This is a genomic window from Halorubrum sp. SD683 (assembly GCF_002135045.1).
GTDB classification, from domain to species: Archaea; Halobacteriota; Halobacteria; order Halobacteriales; family Haloferacaceae; genus Halorubrum; species Halorubrum ezzemoulense.
This window is the reverse complement of record NZ_NEWJ01000001.1, coordinates 9,935-23,345: the sequence shown is the minus strand read 5'-3', so window position 1 is coordinate 23,345 and position 13,411 is coordinate 9,935. Positions and strand designations below refer to the sequence as shown.

Below are 13,411 nucleotides of genomic sequence, written 5' to 3'. Positions count from 1 at the left end.
CGTGGGGTCCACTTATCACCGCAGGCCGAAACAGTGCCGGGTAGATGCTGCGAGACGGGACGGTCTTCGAGGACGAACATCTCCCCCGCGAGATCGTCGGCCGAAACAGTCAGATGAACGAGGTGACCGACGCGCTCGCGCCCGTCGAGGACGGCGCCCGGGCGGAGAACTGCTTCCTGTTCGGCCCCAGCGGCGCCGGCAAGACCACCGTCGCCCGCGCGGCGGTCCGGGAGCTCCGGCGTGCGGTGCATGGCGTCCCGACGGCCTACATCAACTGCTGGAAGGATTACACCCGGAGCGGCGTGCTCGAACGCGCCGCGAAGGATCTCGCCGGCGCCGCCGTGCCGAAGAACGTCGCCGCCCGCGAGCTGATCGACACGCTCCAGAACGGGATCGATGCGCCGAGCGTGATCGTTCTCGACGAGGTCGACCAGCTTCAGGACCCCGGGACGCTGTACGACCTCCACTCCGTCCCGGGGTTGGCGTGGATCTGCATCGCCAACCGCGAGGTCGACCTGCTCGCCCGCCTCGACGAGCGCGTCCACTCCCGGGTCTCCGTGGGCTACCGCGTCCAGTTCGACCGCTACACCGTCGACACGACTGCCGAGATCCTCGACCGCCGGGCGGCGGAGGGGCTGGAGCCCGGCGCCGTCGACCGCCCGACGCTCGATCGGATCGCCGAACTCGTCGACGGCGACGCCCGGCAGGCGATCACGGCGCTCAGGGTCGCCGCGCGCAAAGCCGAGCGCGAGGGGCTGTCGACGATCCCGCCCCGGCTCGTCGACGACGCCGTGCTCGACGCCGAGGCCGCGGTGCGACAGAAGACGATCTCGAAGCTCAACGACCACCAGCGCGTGCTGTACGAGTGTATCGAGGAGTCGGGCCCGCTGATCCAGAAGGAGCTGTACGAGCAGTACGAGCAGGAGCACCCGGACCCCATCACGCTCCGGGGGCTGCGGAAGACCCACCTGCCCAAGCTGGAACACTACAACCTGATCGAGACCGAACGCGGCGGCGACGGCAAGACCTACCGGCTCGCGTCGGGGTAGCGGTCGGTCCGCGACCGGGACGACCCGCGCCGGTCCGGCTCTCCTGTTCCGCCGTCCGGATACTGCCCGACTGCGAGGACGTGGGAGGCGAGGACGACGCCCGCGGCCAGCCACAGCACCGCGTCGACGTCGAGGAACCCGCCCCGCCAGCCGACGTAGACGAACAGCCAGAGCAGCCCGCTCGCCGTGAGCGGCGCCCTGCCGCGACTGGTGAGCACGCCGAGGAGCCACGCCAGCCCGCGCGAGGGGTCGAGCCCGCCGAACCCGTGGGGGTCGTGTGCCGCCGCGGAGTCGCCTCTCGCCCGCCGCATCGCGTCCTCGTACCGATACCGACCGGTCGATCGCACATCTCGAACGGCGGCGGTCGCCGATCCGGACCGCCGCCGCCGAGGCGAGATCGACGCCCGTCGAACTCGGCGCCGTGGCTCGCCGCGGCCCGTCCGCCGTCGGTCCTCTCGCTCGTCAGTTTTCGTCGACGAATCGTGCTCCATACCCCTACTCCGTCCCCCGACGCCATGAGGGCTCGTCGGCCCGTTCCGTTCGGTTCGATTCACCGGAAACTGCCCGACTGCGAAGGGGAAGATCTGTTCCGTCCCTCGTTCCGAGCGAAAAATCAACGTCCGTCGGCAAAGGGACGACGGACGGTCGCGACAGCCGACTCCTACCGCTCGTCGACCACCGCCACGTCGAAATCCGCCGGCTCCGCGCTCGCGACGGTCGGGAGCCCGCGCAGTCGCGGGCGGGCGAGCACGTACGTGGCGGTGAACCCGAACCCGGCGGCAGCGAGCGCCATCGTCGTCCCGTGACCGATCGCGTCGCCGACGGCGCCGCCGAGCAGCGAGCCCAGCGGGAGCGTCGCCCCCGAGGCGGTGCCTTTGATCGCGGACACCCGTCCCAGTCGGTCAGCCGGGAACAGCCGCTGGTTCAGCGTCGACGTGAGCACGCCGCTGACGCCGATCGGCACCCACGCGAGCCCGAACAGCCCGACCGTGAGCGCCGTCGACGGGGCGAACACCGACGCGAGCCACGCGCAGGCGCCCAGCCCGTTCCCGACGATCAGGAACGCGCCGTAGCGAACGCCCTCGAAACGCGGGCCGACGACCGAGCCGATCAGCCGCCCCGTCCCGAGCGCGCCGAGCAGGAGGCCGTAGGCCGCGGGTCCGCCGACGGCGTCGCCGAACGCCGGCAGCACCGCGAGCGTCACACCGGTCGTGAAGTTCGCGACCGCCGTCGTCAGTACGAGTTCGACGAACGCCGTGCCACGGAGGATCTCGATCCCCTCGCGCATGTCGTCGGCGTAGGACCGCAGCGCCGCGCGAACCGAGGCGCCGGCGTCGTCGGGCGCGACCTCCGGGACGCCCATCCGGGCGAACAGCAGTGCCGCGAGCGCGAACGTGACCGCGTCCCCGAGGAACAGCGCCGTCGGGCCGAACAGGGCGATCAGCCCGCCGCCGACGGCGTCGAACAGCATGTCCAGCCCGAGCGTCACCGTCGCGAGCGCGGCGTTGGCCTGTGGCAGCCGGTCGTCCGCGACGAGCCGGGGGACCAGCGTCGCCTCGATCGGCCCCATCACCAGCGTCGCGAGCATCAGGATCGGCACGACCCCGAGCAGGAGGTCGACGCCGAGCCGTCCCGCCACCGCCGCGAGCGGGAAGACGAGCACGACGACGCCTTGGACGATTTGCGAGCCGACGAGCAGGGGCTTGATTGGGAAGCGGTCGACGACTGGGCCGACGACGGCCTGCAGCAGCCAGGGAAGCAGCAGGATCGCGTTCGCGACGCCGACGAGCGTCGTCGAACCGCTGAGTTCGAACACGAGCCACAGCACCGCGACGGTGTAGAGGCTGTCACCGGCGTTCGTGACGAACTGGCCGGCGACGAACCGCCGGAAGTCGCGGTTGGCCCGGAGCGGGTGGTCCCGTCCGATGGCGGGCAGGATCACCGCCGATCACCCGCTGTTCGATCGCGCGGCAGGTCTGGGTCACGTCTCGGCGGACGCGAGCGATGCGACTGATCGTCTGCGAGCGATACGGCGTCGTGTGAGCCCCGATGCAGGGGCTCGGCGAGTTTCGACATCTGGCGTGTTCGATCGAGGAACTGCGGCTACCGCGCCGGTAGCGAAGCGAACCCGAGTGCTGCGGCTATCGGGCCCGCCGCGCGGCCGGCGGCGCGGTCGGATCGAACACCGGACGAATCGAGAGCCGGCGGAACATCGACGCCTCGCCCGGCTCGTCGGTGGCGCAGCTAAAAGGTGTACCGGTCCGGACGGATCGATCGAGTAGCGGTGGCTACGGCTGGGTGGTGGAAACGTGTCACTGCCAGAAGTCGCGCTGCCGGGTCTCGACCTCCCGCAGCACGGCTGCGAGCACGTCACGCCAGTCGTCGGGGTGTGCGTCGTCGTCCCCGGGCGTCGGCGCGTCCGGTCCCGGATGGACGTGATCCCGCTCGTTGTGGCTCGAGGGGTGTCTGTCCCAGCGGTGGTCGAACTCGCCGTCGGGGTGGTCCTCGTGGTAGTGGATGGAGAAATCGCCGTTCTCGTACCAGCTGATCTCCAGTCGCGCCGCCTCGACGCTCGCCGGGTAGTAGCGCGGGTCGTAGACGCAGACGACCCGTTCGGGCGCGTACGACGGCTCTCGGTCGACGCTGACGAACCGATCGCCGGCGGCCAGCCGCTCGTGGACGGCGTCGAGGCGGTCCGCGTCGAGCGGCGCCGCCTCGCGGTCGTCCCCGCCGCTCATACCGCGGCTCGTCGGTCCGACACGTCGTCGCGGTCCGGCGAGAGCGCCCGCTCGAGCAGCCGGACGTGTCGACGGGCAGTCCGCCACTCCGAGAGCTCCGCCCAGACCGCCGAGACGGAACGGTCCGATCCGGTCGTCCGCTCCGAGATCGACACCTCGTCGGGCGAGTCGACCCCGTACTCGTCGACGAACGCGTCGACACGCTCGGTCTCGCTCTCGAGGAACGTGAGCAGTTCCTCCGTCGTGTACTCCTCCCGGAGCCGCTGGACACGCCGCCAGTTCAGGTACGACTGGTTCCGCTCGTAGGTCGCCGGCGACTCCGTGACCCGGGTCACGATCCCCATCCGCTCGAACCACTCCAGATACTCCCGTGCGGCGTCGACGCCGTGACCCGCGCGGTCGGCGACCTCACTGACCGTCGCCGGCGCCGAGAGCCCGAGGACGGCATTCAGGAAGTCCTCGCGCGTCCGACCGCCGCGGACCAGCTCCGCGGGGTCGGAGAGCGCGTCGAAATCCGGCGGCTCCGCACGCTCGTCGGCCCGACGCTCCGGACGCGGTTCTTTCATGCGAACGGGTTGGGGCTGACGTGATATATCTCCTTCGACGGGTATATTCCGTAAACACTCCCGTTCGACGGTCGACCCCCACAGATCCGTCCGAGCAGCCTCGCTATGCGTGATGGGGCTGTCGGCCGTGAAAAGTCGATCCCGGCCGCGCTACTCGTCGCCAGTTTCGAGTTCGTACTCCCAGTCCTGGTAGCCGCCCGCCATGCTCCGGACCTCGTCGTCCTCGCCGACACCTTCGAAGGAGCCGATGAGTCGGGCGGCCTGCACCGACGACTGGCCGATGGGGCAGGCGACGATCACGTCGTCGCCCCACTCCACCTCGTCGACGCGGGACGGGAGTTCCGACATCGGGATGTTGATCGCGCCGGGGATGTGGCCCGCCTCGAACTCGGCGGGCGGGCGGATGTCGACCACTTGTACGCCGTCCTCGTCGAGCTTCGCCTTGACCTCGTCGGGAGTGATCTCGTCGACCATTACGCTTTCCGGCGGAAGATGCGGTACAGTCCGCCGCCGCTGTGCCAGACCTGTGCCTCGCCCTCGACGGATTTGGGCACGTTCTCGGTGCTCGAGACGTGGCCGGTCTCCTGGACGAGCAGGTCGTCCGACTCGAGGCGCTGGATCGCCTTCTTGGCCTCGATCTGCGGGTAGGGGCACACCTCGCCGATCATGTCCTGGACCGCTGCCGCCCCCTCGAGCAGCAACTCCGCGGTCTCGTCGTCGGGCTCCTCGGGGAAGACGACGACATCCTCCCAGTCTGCGTGACTCATGGTCGGGGGTTGGCCGCTTGCGGGTATAGCGGTTTCGTCGCCACACTCCTCCCCTCTCTATCCGACGCCCCAGGCGTAGGCTCCGAAGCCGCGCGACGGAGCGCGCGGCAGGTCGCTCGCCGTGAGTCGGTACTCACACGATCACGGCATGAGCTCCGTGGCTGCGTTAACGAGAACTGCCGTTCTCGTTCGCCAACCAGAACGCTTCGCGTTCTGGTGACGACACAGAGGTCGCAGCAGGTCGGTCGCCGTAAGTCGGTACTCACACGATCACGGCATGGGCTCCGTGGCTGCGTTAACGAGAACTGCCGTTCTCGTTCGCCAACCAGAACGCTTCGCGTTCTGGTGACGACACAGAGGTCGCAGCAGGTCGCTCGCCGTGATCGGCATCCATTGCGTCAGAGCCTTCACACCCCCATGGCCTACCCCGGGTATGTCCGATTCCACGATCGAGGAGTCCACCATCGGCGGAACCCCGCTGGTGGAACTCGCCGTCGACGTGCCCGCGGCCGTCTACGGCAAAGCCGAGTGGTTCAACCTCTACGCCGCGGCGTACGGCGGCGGCTCGGTGAAGTCCCGGATCGCCCGCGAGATGCTCGACGGCGCCGAGGCACGCGGCGACTTCGACGGCGACCGCACCGTCATCGAACCGTCCAGCGGCAACACCGGCAGCGAAATCGCTCGGGTCGCGACCGCGCGGGGGTACGACGTGGAGATCGTCGTCCCCGACAACGCCAGCGGCGGGAAACTCGACGCGATCCGCGACGCCGGCGCGGAGATCCACTTCGTCGAGGCCGACCTGGGGTACGACGCGGTGATCGAGCGCTGCGAAGAGCTGATCGCCGAACAGCCCGAGCGATACTACCGACCGAACCAGTACGAGAACCCCGACAACCCCGGCGCCCACGAGCGGACGACCGCGCCGGAGATCTACGAGGCGACCGACGGCGAGGTGACCCACTTCGTCGCCGGCGTCGGCACCGGCGGTACCGTCACCGGCACCGGCCGCGGGCTCCACGACCGCGGCGACGTGAAGGTGGTCGGCTTCGAGCCGGCGAACTCCCAGCACGCGATTGACGGGCTGAAGTACCTGCGTTCGGGCGATCACTACCACCCCGGGACGTACGACGAGTCGGTGCTCGACGAGAAGCTGTACGTCGACACCGAGGCCGCCTACGAGCGCGCCCGCGAGCTCCGGGATCGGTTTCAGGACCGCGAAATCCCGATCCGGGACACGGGCCAGCACGACGAGGCGACCGTGCGCGACCACCTGCGCGTCGACGGCCAGTTCGTCGTCGGCACCTCCAGCGGCGCGGGCGTGCAGGCGGTCCACCAGCTCCACGAGGAGGACGGGCTCGACGCCGACAGTGTGGTCGTGATCCCGCTCTGTGACCGCGGGGACAAGTACGCCGACATCCCGCTTTGGGAGGACTATCTGGACGGGGACAGCTAACGGAGGACTCGGAGAACTGCTTCTATCGGCCGCCGGCGACGCCGGGGTTTTCTCCCTACCCATCGAACGGGGGCCATGATCGAATTCGCGCGCGAGGCGTACGACGACGTCGTCCACGCGGGGTACGACGGCGCGCCGGAGGAGGCCTGCGGCGTGCTCGCCGGCGAGTACGGGGAGGACGAAAGCACCGTCCTCGAAGCTCACCCGACCGAGAACGCCGCGGACACGCCCGAAATCCGGTACTCCATCGACCCGGAGGAACAGCTAGCGGTCATCGAGGCGATCGAGGACGCGGGGCTGGATATCGTCGGGTTCTACCACACCCACCCTGCCGGCCCGACCCAGCCCAGCGAGACCGACGCCGACCGGGCGGCGTGGCCGGGCTACTCCTACGCGATCTGTGCGTTCGACGGCTACCCGTATCTAGGGTCGTGGCGCTGGCAGGGCGACGACGGGGGGTTCGAGCAGGAGATCGTTCGCGTCGTCGATCGCTGAACGGGAGCCACCGGCCGATCGAGGCTCGGGGCGTCAGTCCGCGGTCGTCCTCCCGTGAGATGGCACTGGACGCGACAGTCCCGCCCCGATCGGAACGACCGAGTCGAGCGGTAGCCGTCGCCTTCTCCCCGGCGTCGTGGGGTTACGAACTGACTAGTAAACACCCCGGACACCGAGCGTCGCCGTGATGGCTGAACCGAACCCGGACGTACCCGCGCCGGCGGCGGCCACGCGTCCACGGCGGGCCGTCGTCGTCGGGGTCGGGACCGTCGGTCTCCACCGCGGGCTCTCGCTCGACGACGCGGGGCTCGAAGTCACCGCCTACGACGTCGACCAGTCGGTCGTCGACGCCTACCGCCAGGGGATCGACGCAACGGGCAGCGTCGGCGACGACCGGATCGCCGGGAGCGACTGCACGTTCACCGCGGACCCCGGCTGTATCGAGAACGCCGACGTGGTGTTCGTCGCGGTCCCGACACGGTACGACGACGAGGGGGCGACGCTCCCGACGGTCCGCGCAGCAGCGGGAACCGTCGGCGACCGACTCACGCCGGGGACGATCGTCGTGCTGGAGTCGACCGTCCCGCCGGGCGGGATGACGGCGGTGTTCACCCCGGCGCTCGACGCGGCCGCCGACCCCGACGCCGGCGAGGGGTTCGACGTGGCCTACTCGCCGGTCAGGCTCTCGCCGGGCGAGCAGCACACCCGGACGAAGCTCGTCGCGGCCGAGCGGGCACCGGTCGCGCGGGCGGTAGCGCGGCTGTTCGAGCGGACGTACGACTCGGTCCACGTCGTCGCGGACCCCGCGACCGCGGCGGCCGCGAAATGTGTCGAGAACGTCTACCGCGACGTGAACGTCGCGCTCGTGAACGAGCTCGCCGCGGGGCTCGACGCGTTGGATCTCGACGCCGACCGCGTGCTCGACGCCGCGGCGACGAAGTGGAACGTCCCCCGCTTCCGCCCCGGACTCGTCGGCGGCACCTGCCTCCCGGAGGACCCGAAGCTGTTCGCCGACAGCGTGGCCGCGGCGGGCGGCTCGACGCCGCTGATCCACACCGCCCGCGGGATCAACGACGCGGTCCCCGCACGCGTCGCGGACCGGACCGTCGACGCGCTCGCGACACGGCAGTGCGGACGTGAACCCGACCAACGCCGGGGTGACGCCCCCGAGATGGCCGCCGACGGCTCTGGCGGCACGGCCGCGACCAGCGCCCCACCGCCGGACCCGCCGACGGTCCTGCTGCTCGGGCTGGCGTACAAGCCCGACGTGGCCGACCTCTCGGGGAGCGAGGCCGCGGCCGTCGCGTCCGAGCTTGACGTGCTCGGGGTCGACGTCGTGGGCTACGACCCGCTGGTCGACGCCGAGCGCGCGGCGGAGGCGTTCCCGTTCCCGATCCGGACGGAGCGGCCGTTCGCGGACGTCGACGGCGTGGCCGTGCTGGTCGGACACAGCGCGTTCGAGACGTTGACGCTCTCCGACGTGGCCGCCGGGGAGGAGCCTCCGGCGGTCGTCGACGTCCCCGGCGTGTTCGATCCCGAACCGGACACCGACGTCGTTTACCGACGCCACTGATGTACCGGAACAACGCGGTCGCCGTCGTCGTGCCCGCCCACGACGAGGCCCAGTTCGTCGGCGACGTCGTCGCCGGGATGCCGGGGTTCGTCGACCGCGTCTACGTCGTCGACGACGCGTCGAGCGACGGCACCCGCGCTGCCGCGTTGGCTCCCGTGTCGACGATCGACCGGGACGACGAGTTCGACCCGTCACAGCACCCGCGCCTCGCACCCCGCGTCGCGGACGCCACCCGCCGGGGCCGCGTGGTCGTGCTCCGGCACGGCGAGAACCGCGGGCCGGGCGGCGCCGTCGCGACCGGCTACCTCGCGGCGCTGGCGGGCGACGCGGAGCTCGTCGCCACGATCGACGGCGACGGGCAGATGGACACCGCAGCGCTGCCTCGCTTTCTCGACCCACTGGTCGAGGGCGACGCCGACTACGCCACCGGCACGCGGCTCCGGGAGGGCGCCCACGCCCGCGAGATGCCCGCCTTCAGACTGTTCGGCAACCACCTGCTGACGCTGCTCTGCCGACTCTCGTCGGGGTACCGGACGCTAACCGACCCCGTGAACGGCTACACTGCCGTCACCCGCGGCGCGCTGGCGGCGATCGACCCCGAGTCGAGCTACGAGGGGTACGGCTACGGGACGGAGATCCTCGCGCGACTCCACGCCGACGGTCGTCGGGTCGTCGACGTGCCCCACGCGAGCCGGTACGGCGACGAGGAGAGCGGGATCGACTACCGGCGATACGCCACGCGGGTCTCCGTGCTGCTGCTCCGGACGTTCGCGTGGCGGCTCTCACGGGAGTGGCTGGGCGTCGGCGGGAGCCAGCACACAGGGACACCGAGCGACCCGGGGTGGGAGCTGTGAGGGTCCTGTTCGACGTGACCCACCCGGCGCTCGTCCACCTGTTCGCCCCCGCAGCGACGGCGCTCGACGGCCGGGGCCACGACGTCAGCGTCGCCGCGCGGGAGAAGGACGTCACGACCGAGCTGCTCGCCGCCGCCGACCTCCCGTACGTCGTCGCGTCCCGCGCGGGCTCGGGGCCGCTCTCGCGGGTCGGGGAGCTGATCGAGCGGACACGCGGTCTGACCGAGATCGCCCGCGAGGTTCGCCCGGACGTGGTCGTCAGTCAGGTCGACCCCGCGGCGGTCCACGCCGCCCGCCGCGTCGGCGCCCGTGCGGTGGTGTTCGACGACAGCGAGCACGAGCGCGTCGCCGCCGCGCTCACCCACCGGTTCGCGGACGTCGTCTGCACGCCGGCGGGGTTCGACCGCGACGTGCCGAACCAGCGGCGCTACGACGGGTTCCACGAACTCGCCGCCCTCCACCCCGATCGGTTCGTGCCCGCCCCCGACGCGCTCCGGGACCACGGTGTCGCTCCCGAGGAACCCTACGCTATCGTCCGGTTCGTCTCCTGGAGCGCCCACCACGACCTCGGGCGCGGCGGCTTCTCGCCCGCGGGCAAGCGGCGGCTGATCGACCGACTGACCGACCACGGTTCGGTGTACGTCACCAGCGAGGCGCCGTTGCCCGACGACTTGGCCGAGTACGCCGCGCCCGTCCCGCCCGAAGCGATGCACGACCTGCTCGCGTTCGCGGACTGCTACGTCGGCGACTCACAGACGATGGCAACCGAGGCCGCCGTGCTCGGCACGCCGGCGGTCCGGACCAACGCGTTCGTCGGCGACGGCGACATGAGCAACTTCCGGGAGCTGGAGCAGGAGTACGGACTGTTGCGATCCTTCGCCGAGGAGGCGGACGCCGTCGACTGCGCCGTCCAGTTCCTGCGGTCGCCGCCCACCGAGACGATGGAACGCCGGCGCCAGCGCCTGCTCGACGCGAAAATCGACGTGACCGCGTTCCTCATCGACGTGATCGAGGAGCAGGCCGCGGCGGCGGGCGTCGACACTGGGGAGAAAAGCGAGCCGGCGACGGATCCCGCCGACGGCGATCGCCAGGCGGAGGTGGGGCGATGAACGTCTGCTCGGTGGTCGGCGTCCGGCCGGAGTTCGTGATGGCGGCGCCGGTGATCGACGAGCTCGCCGCGGCCGGTCACGACCCGACGCTCGTCCACACCGGCCAGCACCACGACGACGCGCTCTCGGCGGCCTTCTTCGACGAGCTCTCCCTCCCCCAGCCGGACCACCACCTCGGCGTCGGGTCGGCCCCCCGCGGGGAGCAGATCGCCCGCGCCGTCGAGCGACTCGTGCCGCTGTTGGCTGCCCGCGACCCGGACGCGACGCTCGTCTACGGCGACACCACGTCGACGCTGGCGGGCGCGATCGCGGCCGTCGCCACCGACACGCCGCTGGCTCACGTCGAGGCGGGGCTGCGCAGCGCGGACTGGCGGATGCCCGAGGAGCGGGCCCGCGTCGTCGTCGACCACCTCGCGGACCTGCGCCTCGCGCCCACGAGCGACGCCCTCGCCGCGCTCGACGCGGAGGGGGTAACGGGGGGCGTCCGGGACGTCGGGGACGTCCGGGCGGACGCGGTCGCGGCGGTCCGCAGCAGCGACCCCGGCGGGCTCCCGGCGCCGACGTCGCCGTACGTGCTCGCGACGGTCCACCGCGCGGCGACGACCGACGACGCGGCGGCGCTCCGGGGCGTGCTGACGGGGCTGGCCCGCGTGGCGGCGCCGGTCGTGCTGCCGATCCACCCGCGGACCGCCGACCGACTGCGGGCGTTCGACGACGCGGACTGGGCGGCCGAGCAGGTCCGGCTGATCGACCCTGTCGGCTACGCCGAGTTCCTCACGCTGCTCGCCGACGCCGCCGCGGTCGCAACGGATTCGGGCGGCGTCCAGCGCGAGGCGGCGTATCTCGGCACCCCGTGTGTGACGCTGCGCGACCAAACCGAGTGGCGCGAGACGGTGCGTGACGGGCGGAACGTGCTCGCCGGAACCGAGCCCGACGAGATCACGGCGGCGGTCGAGGAGGCCGTCGCCGAGCCGTCGCGCGAACCGGACGTCCCCACGGGCGCGGCGGCGGCGATCGTGGCGGCGATCGAGGAGTGGCGCGGCGTCGAGGTGCCGGAGGTCAGCTGATGCGCGTGCTGCAGCTGGTCCCCAGCGCCGACTCCACCGCCTACCGGGGACAGGTGCGCGCGCTCCGGGCCCACGGCGTCGACTGCGCGACGCTCGCGGTGCCCGGCGACCACGTCCCGGGCGAGCGGTCACGCTCCCCCCGGGACTACCTCCGCCACCTCGCGAGCACGTTCCGTGTCCGCGGGGCGTTCGACGTGGTGCACGCGAACCAGGGGGTCGTCGCGCCGACGGCGCTCGCACTTGCGGGGCTCCCGACGGTCGTCTCGCTGTGGGGGAGCGACCTCTACGGCGCGCTCGGCCCGGTGAGCCGCATCTGCGCCCGACTGGCCGACGGGGTCGTCGTGATGTCGACGGCGATGGCCGCGGAACTGGGGACGGACTGCCGGGTGATCCCTCACGGCGTCGACACCGAACGATTTCGGCCCGGAACCCCGCAGACAGCGCGAGCGGAACTGGGCTGGGACGACGGCCACCACGTCCTCTTCCCGTACGCTCGCGAGCGAACGGTGAAGAACTACCCGCGGGCCGAGCGGATCGTCGACGCCACCGCGGATCGGCTGAGTGCGGACGTGTCGCTCCACGCGGTCACGGGCGTCCCCCACGAGCGGATGCCGACGTACTTCGTCGCCGCCGACGCGCTGCTGCTGCCCTCGGATCACGAAGGGTCGCCCAACGCGGTGAAGGAGGCGCTGGCCTGTAACCTCCCGGTGGTCGCGACGCCGGTCGGCGACGTGCCCGAACGCCTCGACGGCGTTACCCCATCCGAGACGGCCGCGACCGACACGGGCCTCGCGGCCGCGCTCGCGGACGTGCTCGCCCGTGGCGAGCGCTCGAACGGCCGCGAGCAGGTTCGGGCGCTGACCCGGGACCGCACCGCCCGCGAACTGGCCGCGGTGTACCGCGAGGTGCTGGATGGGTAGACTCGGCGCGTACGCCCACGCCGCCCGGTCACTGATCCGGGATCCCTGGCGCGGGCGGGCGACGGTCGAGCGGACGCGCCCCGACGAACTCCGCGAGGCGCTCGCCTCGTTCGACGCCGAAGAGGGAACCTCTTCGGGCAGTCAGACGCAGTCTGACGATGCCGACACCGTTGTCGTCTACGCGGGGCTCTCCGACGTGGCGGCCGCGTTCGGCGGCGACCCCTACGAGCGCCTGCGGGACGCGCTGTTCGAGGCGTTCGACGCGGTGCTCACGCCCGGCTTCACGTTCTCCTTCCGGGAGTCCGGGTTCGTGGATCTCGACCGCGCGCCGCCGGAGGTGGGGGCGTTCGGCCGGCGCTTCCTCGCGGACGCCACGTTCCGCACCGCCGATCCGGTGTTCTCGCTGCTCGGCGCGGGGGCGTTCGCGTTCGAGACCGACGGGGCCGACTGTAGCTACGTGCCCGGCGGCTACTGGGAGGAACTTCACGAAAAGGACGTCTGCTACCTGAACGTCGGCACCGACCGCTTCCGCTGCTCGGCGTTCCACGTCGCGGAGATGCGCCACGAGGTTCCCTACGTCTCGCGGACGGCGCTCCGGGGGGAGATCCGCCGGAACGGCGACGTCCACGACGTCTCTCACGCGATCCCGACCGACGACCACTGGCGTCGGTTCGCCCGGCGGAAGGTGCAGCGTGATCTCGACGACGCGCTGCTCGATCGCTCCGTGGGCGGCGTCCGGATCCAGGGCTGTCGGGCGAGCGCCGTCGACGCGTTGCTTGACGACCGCCTCGCCGCTGATCCGTACTACCTCGTGACCTGA

General features: G+C 71.5%; 15 protein-coding genes. 9 read left to right on the top strand and 6 right to left on the bottom strand.

The window, feature by feature from the left end:
* Nucleotides 1-44: 44 nt before the first annotated feature.
* Nucleotides 45-1,049 carry a Cdc6/Cdc18 family protein gene (locus tag B9G49_RS00125; RefSeq protein ID WP_086214908.1) on the top strand — a complete coding sequence of 335 codons (1,005 nt, stop codon included), beginning with the start codon at nucleotides 45-47 and terminating at the stop codon, nucleotides 1,047-1,049.
* Here the strand turns inward: B9G49_RS00125 and B9G49_RS16025 are convergent.
* The 6 genes from B9G49_RS16025 to B9G49_RS00095 form a co-directional block, all read right to left on the bottom strand.
* The gene (locus B9G49_RS16025) at nucleotides 1,028-1,360 is read right to left on the bottom strand and encodes a hypothetical protein (protein WP_143414652.1); all 333 of its coding nucleotides are present in this window, start codon (nucleotides 1,358-1,360) and stop codon (nucleotides 1,028-1,030) included. The two genes, B9G49_RS00125 and B9G49_RS16025, sit on opposite strands and share 22 nt — an antisense overlap.
* A 350-nt stretch (nucleotides 1,361-1,710) precedes the next feature.
* Complete coding sequence (locus B9G49_RS00115) at nucleotides 1,711-2,991, bottom strand: MFS transporter (protein ID WP_198943772.1); 1,281 nt, start codon at nucleotides 2,989-2,991, stop codon at nucleotides 1,711-1,713.
* Nucleotides 2,992-3,361: 370 nt separating this feature from the next.
* Nucleotides 3,362-3,787 (bottom strand): hypothetical protein, encoded by a 426-nt coding sequence (locus B9G49_RS00110; protein ID WP_086214906.1) that lies wholly within the window; start codon nucleotides 3,785-3,787, stop codon nucleotides 3,362-3,364.
* The gene (locus tag B9G49_RS00105) at nucleotides 3,784-4,353 is read right to left on the bottom strand and encodes a hypothetical protein (protein ID WP_086214905.1); all 570 of its coding nucleotides are present in this window, start codon (nucleotides 4,351-4,353) and stop codon (nucleotides 3,784-3,786) included. The genes B9G49_RS00110 and B9G49_RS00105 overlap by 4 nt, the downstream gene beginning before the upstream one ends.
* A gap of 150 nt (nucleotides 4,354-4,503) precedes the next feature.
* Nucleotides 4,504-4,827 (bottom strand): rhodanese-like domain-containing protein, encoded by a 324-nt coding sequence (locus B9G49_RS00100; RefSeq protein ID WP_086214904.1) that lies wholly within the window; start codon nucleotides 4,825-4,827, stop codon nucleotides 4,504-4,506.
* The gene (locus tag B9G49_RS00095; RefSeq protein ID WP_086214903.1) at nucleotides 4,827-5,120 is read right to left on the bottom strand and encodes a sulfurtransferase TusA family protein; all 294 of its coding nucleotides are present in this window, start codon (nucleotides 5,118-5,120) and stop codon (nucleotides 4,827-4,829) included. Before B9G49_RS00095 ends, B9G49_RS00100 begins: the two co-directional genes overlap by 1 nt.
* A gap of 433 nt (nucleotides 5,121-5,553) precedes the next feature.
* Here B9G49_RS00095 and B9G49_RS00090 point away from each other — a divergent pair, with 433 nt between their 5' ends.
* From B9G49_RS00090 to B9G49_RS00055, 8 genes are all read left to right on the top strand, one after another.
* Nucleotides 5,554-6,573, top strand: a complete 1,020-nt coding sequence (locus tag B9G49_RS00090; RefSeq protein WP_086214902.1) for a PLP-dependent cysteine synthase family protein — start codon at nucleotides 5,554-5,556, stop codon at nucleotides 6,571-6,573.
* A 75-nt stretch (nucleotides 6,574-6,648) separates the two neighbouring features.
* Nucleotides 6,649-7,068: a desampylase gene (locus tag B9G49_RS00085; protein WP_086214901.1), complete on the top strand. Its 420-nt coding sequence runs from the start codon at nucleotides 6,649-6,651 to the stop codon at nucleotides 7,066-7,068.
* 187 nt (nucleotides 7,069-7,255) lie between these two features.
* Nucleotides 7,256-8,641 carry a nucleotide sugar dehydrogenase gene (locus B9G49_RS00080; RefSeq protein WP_086214900.1) on the top strand — a complete coding sequence of 462 codons (1,386 nt, stop codon included), beginning with the start codon at nucleotides 7,256-7,258 and terminating at the stop codon, nucleotides 8,639-8,641.
* A complete protein-coding gene (locus tag B9G49_RS00075) occupies nucleotides 8,641-9,495 on the top strand; it encodes a glycosyltransferase family 2 protein (RefSeq protein WP_086214899.1) in 855 nt (284 codons plus the stop codon). Before B9G49_RS00080 ends, B9G49_RS00075 begins: the two co-directional genes overlap by 1 nt.
* A complete protein-coding gene (locus B9G49_RS00070; RefSeq protein ID WP_143414651.1) occupies nucleotides 9,492-10,604 on the top strand; it encodes a DUF354 domain-containing protein in 1,113 nt (370 codons plus the stop codon). The genes B9G49_RS00075 and B9G49_RS00070 overlap by 4 nt, the downstream gene beginning before the upstream one ends.
* On the top strand, nucleotides 10,601-11,671 hold the full coding sequence (gene wecB, locus B9G49_RS00065; protein WP_086214898.1) for a non-hydrolyzing UDP-N-acetylglucosamine 2-epimerase: 1,071 nt from the start codon (nucleotides 10,601-10,603) through the stop codon (nucleotides 11,669-11,671). The genes B9G49_RS00070 and wecB overlap by 4 nt, the downstream gene beginning before the upstream one ends.
* A complete protein-coding gene (locus B9G49_RS00060; protein ID WP_086214897.1) occupies nucleotides 11,671-12,591 on the top strand; it encodes a glycosyltransferase in 921 nt (306 codons plus the stop codon). The genes wecB and B9G49_RS00060 overlap by 1 nt, the downstream gene beginning before the upstream one ends.
* The gene (locus B9G49_RS00055) at nucleotides 12,584-13,411 is read left to right on the top strand and encodes an AAC(3) family N-acetyltransferase (RefSeq protein WP_086214896.1); all 828 of its coding nucleotides are present in this window, start codon (nucleotides 12,584-12,586) and stop codon (nucleotides 13,409-13,411) included. The genes B9G49_RS00060 and B9G49_RS00055 overlap by 8 nt, the downstream gene beginning before the upstream one ends.

Excerpts from the sequence above, each read along its gene's own strand:
- B9G49_RS00125 (WP_086214908.1), top strand. The coding sequence starts at position 45 with ATGCTGCGAGACGGGACGGTCTTCGAGGACGAACATCTCCCCCGCGAG.
- B9G49_RS16025 (WP_143414652.1), bottom strand. The coding sequence starts at position 1,360 with ATGCGGCGGGCGAGAGGCGACTCCGCGGCGGCACACGACCCCCACGGG.
- B9G49_RS00110 (WP_086214906.1), bottom strand. The coding sequence starts at position 3,787 with ATGAGCGGCGGGGACGACCGCGAGGCGGCGCCGCTCGACGCGGACCGC.
- B9G49_RS00105 (WP_086214905.1), bottom strand. The coding sequence starts at position 4,353 with ATGAAAGAACCGCGTCCGGAGCGTCGGGCCGACGAGCGTGCGGAGCCG.
- B9G49_RS00100 (WP_086214904.1), bottom strand. The coding sequence starts at position 4,827 with ATGGTCGACGAGATCACTCCCGACGAGGTCAAGGCGAAGCTCGACGAG.
- B9G49_RS00095 (WP_086214903.1), bottom strand. The coding sequence starts at position 5,120 with ATGAGTCACGCAGACTGGGAGGATGTCGTCGTCTTCCCCGAGGAGCCC.
- B9G49_RS00090 (WP_086214902.1), top strand. The coding sequence starts at position 5,554 with ATGTCCGATTCCACGATCGAGGAGTCCACCATCGGCGGAACCCCGCTG.
- B9G49_RS00085 (WP_086214901.1), top strand. The coding sequence starts at position 6,649 with ATGATCGAATTCGCGCGCGAGGCGTACGACGACGTCGTCCACGCGGGG.
- B9G49_RS00080 (WP_086214900.1), top strand. The coding sequence starts at position 7,256 with ATGGCTGAACCGAACCCGGACGTACCCGCGCCGGCGGCGGCCACGCGT.
- B9G49_RS00075 (WP_086214899.1), top strand. The coding sequence starts at position 8,641 with ATGTACCGGAACAACGCGGTCGCCGTCGTCGTGCCCGCCCACGACGAG.
- wecB (WP_086214898.1), top strand. The coding sequence starts at position 10,601 with ATGAACGTCTGCTCGGTGGTCGGCGTCCGGCCGGAGTTCGTGATGGCG.
- B9G49_RS00060 (WP_086214897.1), top strand. The coding sequence starts at position 11,671 with ATGCGCGTGCTGCAGCTGGTCCCCAGCGCCGACTCCACCGCCTACCGG.
- B9G49_RS00055 (WP_086214896.1), top strand. The coding sequence starts at position 12,584 with ATGGGTAGACTCGGCGCGTACGCCCACGCCGCCCGGTCACTGATCCGG.